Source organism: Schaalia sp. Marseille-Q2122 (assembly GCF_903645355.1).
Classification (GTDB): Bacteria; Actinomycetota; Actinomycetes; order Actinomycetales; family Actinomycetaceae; genus Pauljensenia.
This window is the reverse complement of sequence record NZ_CAHJXR010000003.1, coordinates 16,258-33,859: the sequence shown is the minus strand read 5'-3', so window position 1 is coordinate 33,859 and position 17,602 is coordinate 16,258. Positions and strand designations below refer to the sequence as shown.

Genomic DNA, 17,602 nt, shown 5'->3' with positions numbered 1-17,602 from the left:
TGGTGCGGGGTCAGAAGGCTCCCAGCGCCATAAGGTGCATTGAGACTCGCAGCCCGAGCACGTCACCCATTCCGAGATCCCTGTCAGAAGGCTCCCAGCGCCATAAGGTGCATTGAGACGCCATCTGCCGCATCCTCTAGTGCGCCGATGACCATTTCAGTCAGAAGGCTCCCAGCGCCATAAGGTGCATTGAGACTTCACCGACCCCAACGTCGTGGCCGGTGAAGTGGCCGTCAGAAGGCTCCCAGCGCCATAAGGTGCATTGAGACCCGACGAGGCACGCCTCGTGAAGAACTGCGAGGACGTCAGAAGGCTCCCAGCGCCATAAGGTGCATTGAGACCATCTTGGAACGCTCCACGAAACCAAGTGCCTTCGTGTCAGAAGGCTCCTAGCGCCATAAGGTGCATTGAGACTTCTCACTCATAGTGCTCGCCCCCCTTGATTCTCGGGTCAGAAGGCTCCCAGCGCCATAAGGTGCATTGAGACCGAGGGGGTGCTCTTCGTCTCCGCTGATGTCTGCGTCAGAAGGCTCCCAGTGCCATAAGGTGCATTGAGACTCCGCAAACCCATCAAGATCATGCACCTGGCCCGTCACGTCAGAAGGCTCCCAGCGCCATAAGGTGCATTGAGACGGTCCAGTTCCTCATCAGTGATGAGAACGCCAGGCGCGCGCCAGAAGGCTCCCAGCACTTTCGTCGAAACTCTGTCTTATCGACAAAACTCCGGGCAACTCGGCTCTATCTCGTCAATACGACAGAGTTTCGACGCATGATGACAGCGCCATAAGGTGCATTCACTTGACATGAGTAACTGCCGAGCGACGGATCATCCACGAGCTGCAGCGGTGTTCACGGGTAAGCTCTAACTTCTAGCGACTCACCCTTCCATACAACTTGTACATGTTGTACGGTTGATACATGGCTACGGTTACTCTGTCCCAATTCCGCCAAGAGCAAAGCACATGGCTGGCTCACGCTCAGCGTGAGCCTGTCACCATCACCTCGCGTGGCGCAACTGCGCGAGCGGTGGTAGTTTCACCTGAACTTTTTTCACGTGCCATGGAAGCCCTGGAAAATCAGCAGGACATAAAGGACGCTGCCGCCGCGCGCATGGAGACTGGTCGCATCTCGCATGCTGACGTCACGCGTGAACTCGGATTCTAACCCTTCGCGATGTACCAGGTCTCATACACCCCTTCAGCAGTCAAGTACCTACGTAAACTTGACCGCTCAACCCAAAGGCGTCTCCTCAATGCCATAGAGGAGCTCGCCAACGATCCCACCCCTCCCAGAAGCATCCACTTCAAGGGAGGTCAGGGAGAACGGCGAATCCGAGTCGGCGACTACCGCGTGATCTACGAGGTCAACAACGGCGAGCTAATCATCCTCGTCCTCAAGATCGGCCACCGTCGAGATGTCTACCGACAGCTACCCTGAAGCGTCTACTTTTATTCTTAATGGCCGCCTTGAGCCTGGCTGGCGGGATCCTTGGCCGTTCAAACCCCTCGCAGCAAGGAGAGTGGAACGGTGCTACCCATGCCAACACGGCTCATCAATGCCATTGAGGCTCGCATCACCTGACGTCGGCGACACTCAATAATTTGCCTTTCCCAGCGCCTTCGATCAACGAGCTCACCCGCAAAAAGGCTTCCCACCCGCCTTCCTTCTCACTTGTGCGATACCCCTAGATAAGGTGGACACCTTCGAAGAATCAGAGGGAACTGAGCTTCTCACCTAGCAAGATACGGATGCCGACAGAGAACGCTTAGTTGTCAGACAAGCAGACTTTTCCGCATGTTTGCGTTGGCAAGTCGGTTCCAAAATCAGCGAAAATGCCATCGGTGGCGCTATAGCGATGACATGCAGTTATGTGCTTGAATATAGGGTGTTCGAGCCTTCCAAAACACCCTATTTTTGGTCGGTGGCGCAAACGCGAGTAACGCCGCAGGTCAGAAGGGGTGAAAAACACGAGGAGCCGGAAGGCTCCTAGCGCCATAAGGCGCATTGAGACATGCGGCCGTCAGAGACGGTGTGGGAACCTGAGTCGCCGGAAGGCTCCTAGCGCCATAAGGCGCATTGAGACAAGGGATATCCCGAGACGATCGGGCAGGTAGCGTGTGCCGGAAGGCTCCTAGCGCCACAAGGCGCATTGAGACGTGTACCAAGTTGCCTTGGTGCTTTCGACGCACTCGCCGGAAAGCTCCCAGCGCCACAAGGCGCATTGAGACATGATTGTCGCTACGCTCAGTTGGCCCAGAACGGGGGCCGGAAGGCTCCTAGCGCCACAAGGCGCATCGAGGCCAATCAGCCACTTTTACGGTGGATGTCATGCGCCAGAGACGGTTCCCCCAACACCATAAAGCCCATCTGAGCCTCACCCAGCACAATGCCAAAATGCTGTTGATCTGACATTAGATCGATGGCGCTTTGACAATACTCCTGCTACGACCACAAAACATCAGTGGGGAGGTTCGATGGAGTTTGAATACGACTCAGCCAAAAGCCGCTCCAACAAGATCAAGCACGGTCTCGACTTTGACCAGGTGCAGCAACTTTGGGAAGGACCAACCCTAGTCATCCCCACCTACGCAGGGAGCGACGCGGAGCGTTTTCTTGTGATCGGCCTCATCGACGGTCTCCCTTGGTCGGTGATTGTTACAGAACGCAATGGGCGCACACGCATCATTTCGGCTCGCCGCTCTCTCCTGAATGAAGAGGAGCTTTATCGTGACTACAGCAGCAGACGGTAAAACCAGGATCTCCACTGAAGAGTTTGACCGCAAGTTTGAGGAAGGAGAGGACCTGATCCCCTACCTCAATCTTTCCCACGCTCGCATGGTTCAGCCCCAGAGCAAGGGAAACAAGAAAGCAACTTTCACTATGCCCGCTTGGCTCATCGATGCCCTTGATGAACGCGCAAAGCATCTAGCAATCTCCCGCAATGCACTCCTGAACGTGATCGTCGCCGAAGCTTTCGAGGTACAGACACACTGAGGCAGCGCCCCACCCCTGATCGTTGAAGATCGCACCGCGCGACGCCGACATTCTTTAGCGCCCCTTACCTCCGTGCACCATCGAGTCACGAGGGCACCCGCTGGGCTGACCTGTCGGCGACGCTCCTTTTCGCGTGTTGCGATCTAACTTGAAGGAGGCACCGGCAGTAAAGGAGTGCCTTTCGATCAGAAATCTTCAGTGCCCTAAAGCGCATTGATACATGGCACGCGGTTAATACCCTCTGATAGCAAGGGTCTTAACCGTGATCTTGAGACAGGAATACGCTATTTCCGCTTCGGCATCGGTATCCGAATCGGCGAGGGCGTTTCAGCCAAGTCTTCAGGAAATACGCCGCAGCCTCTAAGAGGGTTACGTGTCTCTCGGTTCACACGATTGTTCGCCTGCTCCTCTTCAAGGCTCATGTATCTCACGGGAACTCTTCGGGGCTCACGATCATAGCCATAAGCAGCACGCTGAAAAGCTTTCACCCACGATCGCCTTCGGAGATTTGCTTCCATCTGTTCACTGAACCTGAAATCAGAAACAACAGAGCAACTATCTTCAGTGCTGTCAGTGCCCAGACAAAAATCAAGTTGACGGTACGCGTCAGCCAGGTTGCTACCTTTCACGGCAGTGAAACTCTGTTCATCAACGCGAACCTCGACAGCTCCGAGGCCGTACGGCTTGCCAATCCCCATTCGCAGAAAACCTACACTTCCCTGAGATGCATTTTCTTCAGGGCATAGGTTTTCAGGTGTGAGCACCCACAATAAGGCTCGTAGTTCGTCTTCCATAAGATTGACGAATGTCAACGTGCATTCAAGACGTACGCCTTCTGGTATCCAGCTCTTGACACGAAGACAAACTTCTTCATTGTCCTGTTTCAGCTTTCCGTCATAAGGTGGCTGCAGCGACTCTGTGGTGAATTTTTGGGTGAAGCGCTCGCGCTGCACCGGGTAGGCAGCCCGACCTAAAAATTGGCCAGATGTGTATAGGTTCTCTCGACGCAGGGGATTACCTCCAGTAGTGGGCGTCCTCCCTTGAATCGTTGCGTCGGTCAAGAAACGCCTCGCCGCGCTAGGTTTTGGCTCTAGCAATGGAGGTAGCACCACCTCCCTTTGCTTTCGAGCCTCCTCGAGAGAAAAGCCGACAGAGACCGGCCCAAACTCTATTCGGCCTCGAAGACTGCGTCCACGTTCTGGCAGGAGGGTATCGGTAGTTTCATCCTCGGAAGAGTCAATAACATATCCAAACAGCCGGTCAGCAGGCGAAGATTCAGAAGGAGCCTTTAAAGGAAGTACCCCTTGCATTTCCCCTAGAGCACGGGGAGAGCATTTGTAGGCTCGTCGCCCAACCATCGTCGGCACAATAGCAAATCTCTTGAACGGATCCTTCACAGGGCCCAGAGGAGCGACGAAAACTAGATCACCCTCCTCCAGACCGCGCTTAGAATCCTCCCTATGCTGGAAAGCTGCCCGATTCAGCTTCTTGAGTTTTTCTGGAGGGACTTCCTCCATCCTTCTTAACCCGCGCTCAAACTCATCGACATAAGCTTGAAGGATGCGCAGGTATGGCTTGATGTGCTCCTCTTCGTCCAATACGCGCGTCTGGGGTTGACCCCCTTCTAGATCTTTGACAAGGCGCTCATATTTCTTACGAATTTGTTTGGAGGGATCCGATGAATCCTCCTCTGGTCCGAAGAGTTCTGGAGAGTAGGCACCATCTGTGGCAGTTCGGAAAACCACACCAGGAACATCCGCTCTCTCTAAAACACACTTACTTCCGTGCACGCCAACGCTTACTCGCTCTCCATGCCTCAAACGTTCTCTGAGCTTTTCGATTTTTTGCTTACGCCTAGGCCCTCCGGTTGGGTCATCCTCAATGAGCAACAGGCGCGTCTCTTTAGTTGGATCTTGCGGCAACCGAATTATGAGGTTCTCTCCTTCTTTTTCAACCTGAGCGCCGACAAGCCATGAGGCCTCATCACTTGTACTCCGGTAGGTTAATGGCCGACTATGCTCACCGAACACGCGGAATCGCGAGGCAGTGAGCGTCTCGTATGCGCGGGAAATCATCCCCTTCACCATTGTTGCCGGGAGATAGATTTCGTCTCCGTTCACAGGTAACTCCACATACTTCACCCCCTCGCGCTTGTTGAGGTAGTGCTGCTGCCCATAAACTAACGGAGTTTGCACCGTCATTACCAGCTTTACTGTCCCACTCCAGCACTCAGCCGACAGATGATCGTGACCAAGAGAAGCGCTATCCCCAAAGAGGACAGCAGGTAGTGTCCCCTGCCTCACCTCTCGCAGAATTTTTTCGCGCGGCACGGGAATGCGGTTGACTGCTGAGTGGAAGGGGCTGCCATCAATGCGTCCCTGTGGCCTGGGCTTTCCTCCCTGAGAGCCTTTTTTCCCTTTGCTCATCTCACGCCCACTTTCCTGTCATAAGTTCATCGGCGAACACGACATTGCCGTAAGTATCTTCGGTAAAGACCTCCAATGAGGTCATGGTTGGGCCATCAATCTCCTGGCCGTGCTGCAGATACTGATTTTCTCGGTACCAACACCCGGTCTTATCTGACTCCACTGCTTTCACTACGCGGAGATCAACTGCGCCCCCGCCGTTGACCCACCGCAATTCATGGGCCAGTACGTTATCGGTATTCGAATTGAGATTCACGCGCCACAGGCGCAGTTCATATGCAGTATCCAGAAGATCATCCGATGCACGCTCTGTCGATTTTACGGAGTTGCCACTTACCCCGTAGACGAGGAAAAAGCCCCGGGTACTGTAGACAATCCCTGCCCATTCAGCCCCTTCCACTGAGTCCGCATGGCGGCAAAGCTCCCTCGCACTTGCCGCCTGCAACGCCGCCCGGTCATCACAATCAGGACGTTCGAAGCGCGCTTCTGTCAACGGAGCTAATGCTAGGGCTTTCAATTCCTGAATCTGATCGCTGCTCATAACTGCTCCTCCAAACCTTCACCACTGGCCGAGGGTGCAGCCTCGGGCTCCTTCGTCAAATAATCCGTCCAATTACCGTTGATTCCCTCATTCATTTCCCGCAGTTTCTTGAGAAGCTCACGCGCAATCGCCTGTCCACCGCCCTCGAGCTCCCACCGGGACGTACCAAGCAGTTCCTTAGGTCCGGACACTTCCACTGTCTTGACCTCCACAGCGCCCATACCGCGCGTACCTCGACTACCAATCGGCAGAGTTCCGGTGGCAAACTCAGCCACCACGAGTCCTAGAAGGACGAGGGAGGAAAGCCGCCTTCCCCGCGCGTACTCATCGGATACTCCCTGCCCATCCTTGGGTCTGTAGAGATAGGCAGGGTCAATCTCTAGGCGGATGTCTTGCCAATCCATATCGACGTAGTACTCCTCGGAGTACAAGCCGCCATCAATGACACCGCCCGTCCAGCGATCCCCTGCATTGTGGGTGACCGTGATCTTCTCGCCCAGTGTTCTTGATCGAACCTCGCGGACGGTCAGTGCGCCACGACGATCAGTAGTCCCAAAGAGGTCATGAATCAACGGCACGTCGGCTGCTAGCTGCTTGTGCACGTCCTCGTCCGACCAGTCCGAGGTATATTCCCCGCCTGCACCTTCGGTCGCAAACAGTATCGTCCTGGCGATCCGAGTCGCCCGATTACGCAGAGCACCACGAATGGATGATCCTGGGATGACAAGCTTATTCTTGGGATCCTTGGAAGGCTCACTGAGCTGACGCAAGGAAACCGGCGGGCACTCCTCCGGCTCACCTGTCTTCTTTCGGGACTCCTCGCACTCTTTTTTCTTCTTCAACTCATGCTCGTAGCGTTCCACATCGGCCACCAGAATGCCCGTCGGACTCGACCATTCCACACGGATCGTCAGTCGTTCCTGAGCGTCGGACACACTCTCAATAGCAGGAAGCTCTTCAAGAGGAAGCTTCTCTCCGCCGCTAAGCCATGAGACTAGCCCGTCAGGAGTATCAAGCTTTGTCCTTGTCAGGAAAACCGACTTTTCAGGCAAGTCTTGGGCGAGTGTCACACCACCCCAACCGGCACCTTTGCGCTTACCGAAAGCAATCTGTTCGGCCTTGAAGAGCTCCACAATCAGACGCAGCAGTGCTTCAACCTGCTCAGGCGTCCTACCCGACTCGGTATCCACATGCGCGCTAATTCGCAGTTTCAGTTCCGCACCAGCAGGCAGCACCTCGTGCACGAAAAGAGCCCCATCGCCGACGGCACCCCAGTAGCGGTCAATGGCAATACCTGGGCGCTCACGCAATACAGCGCGGGCACCGTCCTCGCCCTCATTCTCGCCCTGCTTCTCTGCGGCTTCTTCAACGACTGGCAGGACAATCGGATGGACCGTCAACACCGAGGCAGCCGTCTCACCGCCCCACAGCGCTTTGAGGGAGTCCTTCGTGAGCAGCCCGTCCTCGTCAATCGCACCATCCGCCCGAGCGACAGTCTGCTCGCAAGCTGCGCGAATCGCCCCCTTGATAGAGCGCCCCGGCAGGTAAGGCTGCCCCTGACCGTCCCGGGCGAAACGCTGCGCGGTGGCTTTCCGCTCCTGCTTTGTCTCCGGGTCTTCACGATTGACCGTTTCCTCAACCCCGCCTGAGTGCAGCGCCGATATGGTTTTCAGATACATCATCAGTTGATAGCGCGTAATGCTCATGCCTCTACGCTCCCTTCCACTGCCTCGCTATCTGGACACTCCTCGGTGTCTGCACTGGCCTCAGTACCGGCGGGAGCCTCGTTTGGCGGCTGGGTAACAGCGATACGTTGCTCCCGTAGAAGCGGGTGCCCGACGAGCATCCGCCCGTAGCCCTGCGCTCTCAGGTCTCCCAGTCCGGTGGTGGCGATTTTCGCCAGCGCCTCGGTCACCTGCGCCTTGTCTGCGTCGGCAGCGAGCTTCACGCGCAGAACCGACCCCGCTTGGACGGCCATTCGTGTGGGGCGAGGCTGCCCGTCGGCTCCATCGCCGCCACCTGACCATGAGTCCACGCGACGGTGGCGAATGGACACGCGGAACAGTTCATCTTCAGGTGTATCAGCTTCCGGCTCTTCGAGCCGATCAACCTCCACCCCCACCCTGCGAAGAGCACGGATAATGTCCTCCACGCTGCCGCCGTGTCCAAGGGAAGAGGAACGCACTAAGAGGTCGGACGCGCACCATAGAGTCGTCGTGTCGTCATCCTCCCACGGCCCCTCTTCGCAGTCTGAGTCAGGCATACTCCAGTAGTTGGGGAGTTCGGGCACTTCCCTCACGGTACCCGCTTGACATGTCACCTGACCGTAAGTGCCAGAAAGCTTGCGTGTGCCCAGGCGCGCCTCTCCGCTAAGAACTGCAGAAAGGTCAAGAGAAGACAGTTCCTGTTGAAGCCTGGCCGACATTACGACCGTCGCGCCGAAGTCCTGCTCGGCCGCGAGCGCGCGCACTAGGAACAACTGAGCATTCGCCGTCGCACCGGTGACGGCATTGTGGGCGTTGGATTGACGGCCAACCGTGCTGGGCCCTCCAAGGGAGATAGGGTCCTCCGGGCCACGGAGGAAAATGAATCCTCCGCGCAGTGACACGTGAGTTTCAGGGATGCCCTCACCGTTCTTCGCGGGAGCCGTTCGCAGACGGTTGAGAACATGGTCCGCATCATCGCCTGCAGCTTTGCTCCGCGACAGGCACAAGGGAGTGGGCAAGCCGACAACTGGCGTATCCTCACCGCAGCTTGAAGAACCAGAAGTTTTAGCCATGAACAGTGCATCCGAGACGTAAAGGTCGCCGGCTACCACTGCGTCACGGATGATCTCACTATCAGGCATCGCAGCGCGCAGTCGGCTGTGAACCCAGGGCAGCAGGGTCGTACCACGCAGGAAGTCCAGAGTGCGCACCTCGTTGGACATGGGTACCTCGTAGGAGACCACTGGGCTGCACAGTTTCAATGTCAGGGGGATTTCTACGAAGCCTGCGGAGGCCGTATCGCGTCCGTCACGCGTCGCATCCCGCTGAGCCTCAATGAGAGGTGCAGCCTTGAGATCCTGTGATGCCTCGGGAAGATGCGGGGGCCACTTCTTCTCGCGTTCCTCTGGTGACGCTGAGAGGTATTCCTCCATCTTCTTCTTGCACCACTGGCGCTGCTGAACCTCATCAGAGTGCTCGCCCACAAGCACCGCGCACTCGCCATCACCCGAGCTGCGATCCGACCCGATACCACGTACCAGCGTGGCCGCAAGGCTCAGGACAAAACGGACGGCCTGCTGTTGTTCCTCTGTCCACTCAATGGGGTTGCCCGCATGGTCGGTCTCCATGAAGAGCACTTTCCCGATAAGTACGTTGGCTGATGCGCGCTCGATTGTTCGGAAGAAGTCGTTCTTGACCGACCCGGTTTCCGGGTCAATAGAGATGCTCACGGCTTCGGTAGTGGGATTCTGATCCGGGGCCTTGCGATCCTTGTCGATCTCAGCATCGCTAAAACTCAGGAGCCTAGCCGTCGTCCCTTCGCTGGGCGCGGCGTCCTCCCCGCTGCCGCCAGCGGCTCGGCCTCGTGAACCGAAGAGGCGCGCAACGAATGTCTGCCACTGCCCTTCGGACCCATCGGGCTCTGCGCCGCTATCGAGAGCGCGGGCGACGACCTCGGCCTGCTCACGCATAATGCCGGTCAGGACGGTTGCCCGCACAAGCGGATAGCCTTTCGCGTCGGTCTCAACGGTGGAGTTCACGATGCCTCGCGAGCCTTCGCCTGTGGCCACACCCCAGTTGGTTGTGAAGTGAATGCGGATGGGCAACGCCTGAGGCTGCTCGGAGCGATTTGTGTGTGTCATCGGTGTTCTCTCCTCACTTGCCCGAAGCGTCGTTATCATCCGAGGTCAGCCCCAGTTCGCCTTGCAGATAAGCGTCTGGCAGCAGCTCCTTGAGGTTAATCAGGTCGAAGAAGAACGTGTGGCTGCCAATCGCTTCACATGCCGCCTTCAGGGCTTCACTTTCGCCCTTTGCGACCTCCCATTCATCTGCGAGCAGTTGCGAAGGCTTCTTTCCATCCCGCTTGTTTGGCCCCTCCGTTATTGCCGGTAGCCCGTACTCGACTTTGTTCTTGTCCGCTGCGATCAAGGCGGCATAGCGGCGCATCCGTTGGGCTCGCGTGCCAGGGAAGGCGACCGCCTCACTCTGGCGGTCTGCGGGAGTCAGGCCGGTAAAGAGTGCGGTCTTACGGATCATCTCGGCCCAGTTCGTGCCATGCAGTTCCTGTGCGTCCCCTTCGTTTGACGAGGTTTTCGCCACCCATCCTTCGCTGACCACAAAGGGCTGGCAGGAGAGTTTGCGATACCTGCTGACAAGGTCATCCGGGTCAAGGATCGTTGTATCAACAAGCTGATGGTAAGCGAAGGTTGAGATTCCCTCTTTCTTGCCAAAGCTCTTCGCTTGAGATGCCAGGTGCTCTGCCAGATCGTAGGCCAAGTGGAAGGGGAAGGCGGTGCGCACAATCGCAATGCCCGCGCCTGCCGTGAATTTCCCTTCCTCAGCAACGACTGACAGTAGCGGATCTGCCGCAGTGGCCTGCTCGAAGGCGCGAAGGAACTCGGCGGTGAAAGGCAAGGCGTAGTCGGCGTTTGCAATGACAGTCGCGTCATCGCCACCTAGAAGGACGGACACGACGTGGATAATCTGCTCCGGCTTTAACCGTTCATGGTCATGGGGGTATTGCAAACGCGCCACCATCCAGTAGGCCTTGCGGCACGCGTCGGTGATGGCTTTTTCAAGAGCTGCGTTGATGGCCTTGACGAAATTGTGGAAAGCGTAAGGATTAGTCTCTTCGAGGCCCTGCTTCCGAAGGAGCTCAAGGTCGCTGCACCTGTCTTGGAACGTCTTCAGTGCACCTTCAAGATTCTGCATGAGGGCACCAATGCCATTGCCGTCAATATGGATCACGGCAACGCGACTCAATCGCTCTTCGGGTTTCACCGTGGCCTCATCGTGAACCTTACCTTCAAAGGTGTCAGCAAGTTTTTGCACATTCTGCTCAAGCTTGGTGAGGTCACGGACAAGGTTTTGATAGTCGATGCTGCGATGGCCAGCCACATTCAGTAAGAAATCTACTCGTCCGCGCAAGGCGTAGTAACGCTTGACGCGGCTTGGTAAAGCTAGAGCTGTCGTCCGATCATCCTTGGCTTCACCGAAGCACTCGATCTTCTTCGTCTCCGAGTCTGGCAACTCTGATGGCGCGTGCCGCCCATTACCTTCTTGTGAGGACTCCCCATCGACAAATTTCGCCAACCTCGGCGATGCTGGCAGCGCAGAATCGCGTCCGCGCGTCAGGAAGGGCATCTGCGCAAAACGTGCCACTGCAGGGGGACGCGATTGAGAGTAACGCTCAGATTGTTCACGAATCCGCCACAGATCGTGGCCCGTTAGAGTCTTGTTGACTGGTAGAAAGGTGCCGATGACATCCAGACCTGGAGCCTGAGCCGCCACACGCCGTGTGACAGCGGCGATGAGTTCTTTGGCAAATCCGGCATCCTCGACGTGGAGAATCACCTTTCCTGATGAGCGTGACACACACGCCTGTTCATAGGTCGGATACGCACCTGAACGCAATCGGTCATATTCTACTTTTACCCAGTCTTCAGATTGACAGGAGTCTTCCCCACCATTCGTTGTGCCGATGCGCGCAATCAAATAGGAGGCACCAATCGCGTCACGCAGGCGCGGCGAGGAGAAAATATATCGCTGGTTTCCTTTAGTTTCGATCATTACTAACTGCACGAAGAACCTCCTTTGGTCCGCATCCACACACAGTGTGCCACACCAGTCCCGGATCTCCGCGATTTTCGACGATCTCTCATTTAAGGCGGCCACATCCTGGAGAATTTGACTGAGTCCTTTTCTTTGACATTCTTCAGAGGCATAATGATGTGTTGCGCTTAAGGATGAGCCTCCGACCTGCAGCACTCACACTGCGTTTATGTGTGCCACTTACCCAATGAAGAGGGAGTACTGATGAGCAATATCCAAGATCTGCACGAACAGGGCTCGAATGCCGCTACAGCTCCCACTGCGGCAAGCTCATCGACAACACATTCCACAGGCGATGGCACTGTCTTTATTTCCTACCGCCGCGACGATGGCAAGGACTACGCTAAGGATCTTCGAGACCTATTGCGCGCAGCAGGACTTGATGCCTGGCAGGATACCGAAGACCTCGATCACGGTGTCACCGCTGATCAAGTCACTAAAGTCATCGCCCAAGCACAAGCAGCAGTGCTCATAGTAACGCCGGACATCGTCAAGAGTAAGGTGGTACGTAACATTGAGCTTCCGGCCCTGCTCAAACGCGCCGAGGACCCCAACTTCTGCTTGTGTATTGCTAACGCTGTGCGAGCCGTGGCAGGTAAGCCTCAATGCGACTATGATGCCCCAGACGAACTTCTAGGGACTAGCTGGAAAGAGACACTCGCTAATAGGAACCAGGTAAACCTACTTGAGCCCTCAGGCTCAGAGGAGATCGTTCAGATACTTCTGAAGCATCGCCTCAAACAGCGTCAAGCCATAAATACCTTCGACAAGCGCGACTTCACTATCCATATTGATACTCGCTGGACGGGAGTTCGGCCTGTTCCTCAAGGGGAGGATCTCCACATCCTCCTGGAACCTTCAGAGGATTCACGCCTGCTCTCCACAGAGAGCATGGACCTCCTCCGCAAATCTCTCCCGCTCATCAGCAGTACAGTTCAATCGTCTCGCGCCCAAAGCATCCGCATCTCAGGTCACGCACATCTATCGGTAGGACTCGCCTTGGGTGCAGCGCTACCAGAGACACTGGCTAATGTCTTAAATGTGGAGCACCGAGACGGTCAAACATGGTCGTCATTCTCTTCACAACAGCACTCTGAGGCCGATTCAATTGCGGTTATCACATCCTCACACTCAGAACCAAAACCCGGCAAAGCTCCCCGTATCGCCCTCTTCGTAAACCTCTTAAGAAGTGCCGACGACGAGGCTTTTAATTCCCTCGTTGTCAATTCTGCTCGTCCCTTTCACGCTGCCGGAAGCATCACATTGACCGAGGACAGAGACATTTCCTCGCACGAAGCTGCTCACTTAAGTAGGGATATCGCCACACAGATCAAGAAACTCGCCCGAAGCATCAATGGAGCGTCTCAGGCCGAAGTCCATCTTGCTTATGCGGGTCCGCTTCCAATGGCCGTGCTCATCGGACGACTCCTCAATACCTTGACCACCGTTGTCTACGAGTATGACAACAACGCCTACACCCCGGTCTTTTCTCTCAATCCCGGCCAAGAAGGCGGCCCCATCACGGCAATCTGCTAATCCCTATTCCTCCACAGCCCTTGCCACCATCACGCCCAGTCCATAGCTCGTGTACGACCCGGCATTGGTGTAGCGGCTCAGCGCCATGAGTTGTGAGAACTCCTGGGCGTAGGCACCCGCCTCCAGGGCGTCGATCCACATCTTCCCTTCGTAGGCTTCAATGCTGCGTGAGGCCAGGCGACCTCGCGTGTCCCCACGGCCTTTCGCCAGGCTCAAGGTCACGGGCTGCAGGTCGGTCTCCCAGTCGAAGAGTGCCTCGATCTCCTCGCGGTTGGGCTTCGAGGGTGCGCTTGCAGAATCGTAGCTCCACCAGCGCTGCTGCAAACTGGTGGCCAGGGCTGCTGGCGTGACCCCGTAGAGGTGAGATCCGCGTGAAGAAAAGACGATTGGCGTTACGAAGTCCACTTCCCACGACATTGCTGGTGCAGTGGCGGCCAGCTCCTCCCAGGTCACTTTCGAGGTAATCTGCGCGTCCACAGCAGCCAGATGAACGGTGTCCGGCCCGCCATCACCAATGGGCAGCACACCACCCCACGCCAGCCAAGCGTCCAAAGTCGAGATCAGCCGGTCATCCAGAAGGCGCATCTCCATGACGAACATGTCACCAATCTGGCTCATCTCGCCGATGGAATAGGGTTTTAGCTTTCCACTGTCGTGCGTGGGACGATGAGCAAGAGAGGCGATTGTCCGTGCCCGATCAGGGTCAACGCCTGCTGGCAGGTCAAAGATATGTCCCAATGCTGCGTGTAGACGACGCGGCGTAGCGGGCACAGGGGCGGGCGCGTCGAAACGCACAAAGATCGTTGCGGGCACGAGGATCCTCCACCTTAGACAGACAATCACACGCAATAACCCCCGGCACGCACTCGAGCGCGCCGGGGGTCATCGGCTCAGTACTTCACATCGGTTCCCAGATCATCCGCTCCGAACTCGCCGACGTAACGCGCGCGTTCTTGGATGGCGCGGCGGCGCGAGTAGCGGGCCAGGGACAGTTCGGCGATGGAGTCAACGACCATCAGGCCGCCGACGATACCGGCCAGCACAGTCCAGCCCGAACGCGGGGGGCGCTTGATGATCGAGAAGCCCAGCAGGCCAGCGCCCACGGCGGCTTCGGCGGCGACGGCGGCGCGGAATGCCCAGGGGCGGTCGACGGCGAAGCTCTCGTAGGCGTCCCACAGGGGGTGGGTGGGGCCTTCCATGTCGGTCAGCAGCATGTCGACGCTGCGGCCAATGGCAGCCGGGACGCCGCGCGAGCGGTGGAAGGTGGTGCCTTCGACCTCGTCCAGGGCGATCTCGCCGGCGAGGAAGCCGACCACCGATTCGGGCAGGCCCAGGGCGAGGACGGCGTCACGCCATGCCTCGTCGCGCTTAGGTGAACGCGCGGCGGCGATGAAGGCATCCACGTCGGCTCCGGGGACGGCCTCGGCGATGCGCAGTAGGTCCTGGCGGGAGGTCACGAGGTCGGTGAGCTCGGGGGCGAGCTCGGCGGTGCCGTAAGGGGTGGTGCCGCCAACGAAGATGCGGCTCATCGTCCAGTCGTAGGCGGACATGTGCTCGATGTGGTCGTCGGTGACAAGCAGGGTGCTCAGACCGTGGTCGTCGATCGCGAGGGTGACGGTCGGCAGGTCGCCAAAGCCCCAGCCAGCGGCGCCTTCGGGCAGGTTCGCCATGAGGGCCCGCCAGCCGTCGGCGAGCTCCATGTCGGCCACGTCCACGCCTTCAACAGCGGCAAAGAGGGGCACTGACGAGGCTACCGCGCGGGAGAGTTCGACGATGCGGGTGGAGTCGGGGAAGACGTCGTCGAGTTGGCGTTCTGGTTCTTCGGAGGAGGCGCAGCAGGAGGTGGTGGCGCAGCAGGCGTCCTCGCTCTCGGCTGCAACGTCGGCCGGTTCGCAGCACTGCTCGGCATCGGCGGCTTCTTCTTCGGGGAATCCGTCGGCGAGGGCGGTGCCGATGCGGACCTCAGCGTCCAGGAGGCTGGCCAGTTCGGCTGCGAGTTCATCCAGGGTGGGGCCTTCAGTCAGGTGGCTTCCGTCCTTGGCGAGCAGGCCAACGTGGCCGTCTTTTGCGGCGACGACGAGGCTGACTTGGTTGAGGGCGTAGTCGAACCAGGATAGTTCTGCCATGACGCCGCGTTCTCGCAGAGCTTCTGCGACGAGTTCGGGGTCGAGATGAACGCCCACCACTACGCCGTGGCAGCGGTTCCAGTCTTGAAGTTGAGCCTGCGACATCGCGGTTCCTTCCATCATTGTTTCACTGTACTAATCCCACCATAAACAGGGCGAACCCGCCAAGGTTTTCCTTGGCGGGTTCGCTCGCAGTGAGATAGCTGACCGTCAGGCCATCTTGGTGCCGACGGAGCCGAGGCGCTGGCAGGCCTCAACAACGCGGGCAGCCATGCCTGCTTCAGCGACCTTGCCCCATGCGCGGGGGTCGTAGGTCTTCTTGTTGCCGACCTCGCCGTCGATCTTGAGGACGCCGTCGTAGTTCTTGAGCATCCAGTCGGCGACGGGGCGGGTGTAGGCGTACTGGGTGTCGGTGTCGACGTTCATCTTGATGACGCCGTTGGCGACTGCCAGTGCGATTTCTTCGTCGGTGGAGCCGGAGCCGCCGTGCATGACCAGGTCGAAGGGGCGGTGGTCGATGCCGAAGTGGGCGGCGACCTCGTCCTGGATGGTGCCCAGGATTTCGGGGCGGAGCTTGACGAAGCCGGGCTTGTAAGCGCCGTGGACGTTGCCGAAGGTCAGGGCGGTGATGTAGCGGCCGTTTTCGCCCAGGCCCAGGGCCTCAACGGTCTTGATGCCGTCGGCGGTGGTGGTGTAGAGCTTTTCGTTGATTTCGCCAACGACGCCGTCTTCTTCGCCGCCAACAGCGCCAACCTCGATCTCGAGGATGGTCTTGGAGCGGACAGCGAGGTCCAGCAGGCGCTTGGCGATTTCGAGGTTCTCGTCGAGGGAGATAGCGGAGCCATCCCACATGTGGGACTGGAACCAGGGCAGGCGGCCTGCCTTGACCTCTTCAGCTTCGAGTTCCATGAGGGCTTCGGTCCAGCCGGGGAGGTTTTCCTTGGAGCAGTGGTCGGTGTGCAGGGCGACGGTGATGCCGTAGCCGTCGGCGATTTCGCGGGCGTAGGCAGCCATTGCGCGGGAGCCTGCGATGCGGTCGCGAACGGTGGAGCCGGACCAGTACTCAGCGCCACCCACGGACACCTGGAGGATGCCGTCGGATTCTGCTTCGGCGAAGCCGCGGATTGCAGCGGTCAGGGTCTGGGAAGAGGTCACGTTGATCGCGGGGTAAGCGAACTTACCGTCGCGAGCGCGGTTGAGCATTTCGTTGTAGACCTCAGGGGTTGCGATAGGCACAGGAGCCTCCTCATCGACTTAAGCAACTGACAGATCAAATTGTCCCACATTCTGCACCCCTGTGAAGGGCATGAAGTCCCGGCCCGCCACGCCCGCACATCCGCCCTCCATAGAGAACGGATGTTCACGGGAGGCCAACACCAAATTTTCCGCTCAGGCGTTAGCTTTCACCCACGCCCACATGGCAATCGCCGCAGCATGTCCAACATTCATTGAACGCGTGGAGCCTCGTTGAGTGATGTGCAGCACTCTGGAGCACTCTTGACGCATCTGCTCACTGAGCCCCGAGGACTCCTCCCCAAAGACCACACACACCTCGCCGCGCAGCTCATCGGCCTCAATCGGCTGCGAGCCCTCCGTATTATCAATGCCCACCACATCCAGACCACGCCCACGACAATCGGCAATAAACGCGGCGACGTCCTCGTGGTGGAGAACCTCCATATAGCGGTCGGTCACCATCGCGCCACGCCGATTCCACCGCCGACGCCCCACAATATGCACCCGCCGCGCGCCCAACGCATTAGCCGTGCGCACGATGGAGCCGATATTGAAGTCATGGCCGAGGTTTTCGATCGCCACCTCGAAGGGCAGGGTGCGTTCGGCGATGTCGGCGCTGATTGCCTCGACCGTCCAGTAGCGGTACTGGTCTTCCACATTGCGCCGGTCCCCATGTTCAAGCAATTCGGGGTCGTAGTGCTCGCCTTCAGGCCAGCAGTCGCGCCCGCCGGGCCAGGGGCCCACACCGACGCTTGCTTGCGTGGCGGCCTGGCCATCGGCGGTGGCCTCGTCAAACGATGCAACGCCGCCCGCCCGGTCGCCCGCCCGGTCACCCGTTGCGTGTCCCCCCAGGCTCACGCCCTCTGCCCCCTCATGTTCTGCGCTCATTTGCTCTAGGGTAATCGCCCGCCCTGCACATCGGCACCC

General features: G+C 58.1%; 14 protein-coding genes and 1 CRISPR repeat array (1 of these 15 cut by a window edge). Of the genes, 5 read left to right on the top strand and 9 right to left on the bottom strand.

Going from position 1 to position 17,602, the window contains the following annotated elements:
* Positions 1 to 709: direct repeats of the CRISPR family, unit length 37 nt; unit sequence GTCAGAAGGCTCCCAGCGCCATAAGGTGCATTGAGAC; it reaches 3,727 nt to the left of the window's first position.
* Between the two features lie 209 nt (positions 710 to 918).
* From HWX48_RS02700 to HWX48_RS02685, 4 genes are all read left to right on the top strand, one after another.
* A complete protein-coding gene (locus tag HWX48_RS02700) occupies positions 919 to 1,164 on the top strand; it encodes a type II toxin-antitoxin system Phd/YefM family antitoxin (protein WP_175954440.1) in 246 nt (81 codons plus the stop codon).
* A gap of 9 nt (positions 1,165 to 1,173) precedes the next feature.
* Entirely contained in the window at positions 1,174 to 1,437 is a 264-nt protein-coding gene (locus tag HWX48_RS02695) for a type II toxin-antitoxin system RelE/ParE family toxin (RefSeq protein WP_175954438.1), read from the top strand.
* A 1,037-nt stretch (positions 1,438 to 2,474) separates the two neighbouring features.
* Positions 2,475 to 2,750, top strand: coding sequence for a BrnT family toxin (locus tag HWX48_RS02690; RefSeq protein ID WP_175954436.1), 276 nt, complete (start codon positions 2,475 to 2,477; stop codon positions 2,748 to 2,750).
* A complete protein-coding gene (locus tag HWX48_RS02685; protein WP_175954434.1) occupies positions 2,728 to 2,994 on the top strand; it encodes an antitoxin in 267 nt (88 codons plus the stop codon). The genes HWX48_RS02690 and HWX48_RS02685 overlap by 23 nt, the downstream gene beginning before the upstream one ends.
* Positions 2,995 to 3,278: 284 nt before the next feature.
* Here the strand turns inward: HWX48_RS02685 and HWX48_RS02680 are convergent, their stop codons facing one another.
* From HWX48_RS02680 to HWX48_RS02660, 5 genes are read right to left on the bottom strand one after another with little or no spacing between them, the layout of a single operon-like run.
* Positions 3,279 to 5,420 (bottom strand): hypothetical protein, encoded by a 2,142-nt coding sequence (locus HWX48_RS02680; protein WP_175954432.1) that lies wholly within the window; start codon positions 5,418 to 5,420, stop codon positions 3,279 to 3,281.
* 1 nt (position 5,421) lies between these two features.
* A complete protein-coding gene (locus HWX48_RS02675; protein WP_175954430.1) occupies positions 5,422 to 5,961 on the bottom strand; it encodes a hypothetical protein in 540 nt (179 codons plus the stop codon).
* Positions 5,958 to 7,667 carry an RAMP superfamily CRISPR-associated protein gene (locus tag HWX48_RS02670; RefSeq protein WP_175954428.1) on the bottom strand — a complete coding sequence of 570 codons (1,710 nt, stop codon included), beginning with the start codon at positions 7,665 to 7,667 and terminating at the stop codon, positions 5,958 to 5,960. The genes HWX48_RS02675 and HWX48_RS02670 overlap by 4 nt, the downstream gene beginning before the upstream one ends.
* Complete coding sequence (locus HWX48_RS02665) at positions 7,664 to 9,808, bottom strand: RAMP superfamily CRISPR-associated protein (RefSeq protein WP_175954426.1); 2,145 nt, start codon at positions 9,806 to 9,808, stop codon at positions 7,664 to 7,666. Before HWX48_RS02665 ends, HWX48_RS02670 begins: the two co-directional genes overlap by 4 nt.
* Positions 9,809 to 9,821: 13 nt before the next feature.
* Complete coding sequence (locus HWX48_RS02660; RefSeq protein WP_175954424.1) at positions 9,822 to 11,933, bottom strand: hypothetical protein; 2,112 nt, start codon at positions 11,931 to 11,933, stop codon at positions 9,822 to 9,824.
* A 48-nt stretch (positions 11,934 to 11,981) separates the two neighbouring features.
* Here HWX48_RS02660 and HWX48_RS02655 point away from each other — a divergent pair, with 48 nt between their 5' ends.
* The gene (locus tag HWX48_RS02655) at positions 11,982 to 13,313 is read left to right on the top strand and encodes an SAVED domain-containing protein (protein WP_175954422.1); all 1,332 of its coding nucleotides are present in this window, start codon (positions 11,982 to 11,984) and stop codon (positions 13,311 to 13,313) included.
* Between the two features lie 3 nt (positions 13,314 to 13,316).
* On the opposite strand, the gene cas6 is transcribed toward HWX48_RS02655, so the two are convergent.
* The 4 genes from cas6 to HWX48_RS02635 form a co-directional block, all read right to left on the bottom strand.
* Positions 13,317 to 14,126 (bottom strand): CRISPR system precrRNA processing endoribonuclease RAMP protein Cas6, encoded by an 810-nt coding sequence (gene cas6, locus HWX48_RS02650; protein WP_175954420.1) that lies wholly within the window; start codon positions 14,124 to 14,126, stop codon positions 13,317 to 13,319.
* Between the two features lie 77 nt (positions 14,127 to 14,203).
* Positions 14,204 to 15,544, bottom strand: coding sequence for a hypothetical protein (locus HWX48_RS02645; protein ID WP_175954417.1), 1,341 nt, complete (start codon positions 15,542 to 15,544; stop codon positions 14,204 to 14,206).
* A gap of 105 nt (positions 15,545 to 15,649) precedes the next feature.
* Positions 15,650 to 16,675, bottom strand: coding sequence for a class II fructose-bisphosphate aldolase (gene fbaA, locus HWX48_RS02640; protein ID WP_175954415.1), 1,026 nt, complete (start codon positions 16,673 to 16,675; stop codon positions 15,650 to 15,652).
* Positions 16,676 to 16,828: 153 nt separating this feature from the next.
* Positions 16,829 to 17,563, bottom strand: coding sequence for a TrmH family RNA methyltransferase (locus HWX48_RS02635; protein WP_175954413.1), 735 nt, complete (start codon positions 17,561 to 17,563; stop codon positions 16,829 to 16,831).
* Between the last annotated feature and the right edge of the window lie 39 nt (positions 17,564 to 17,602).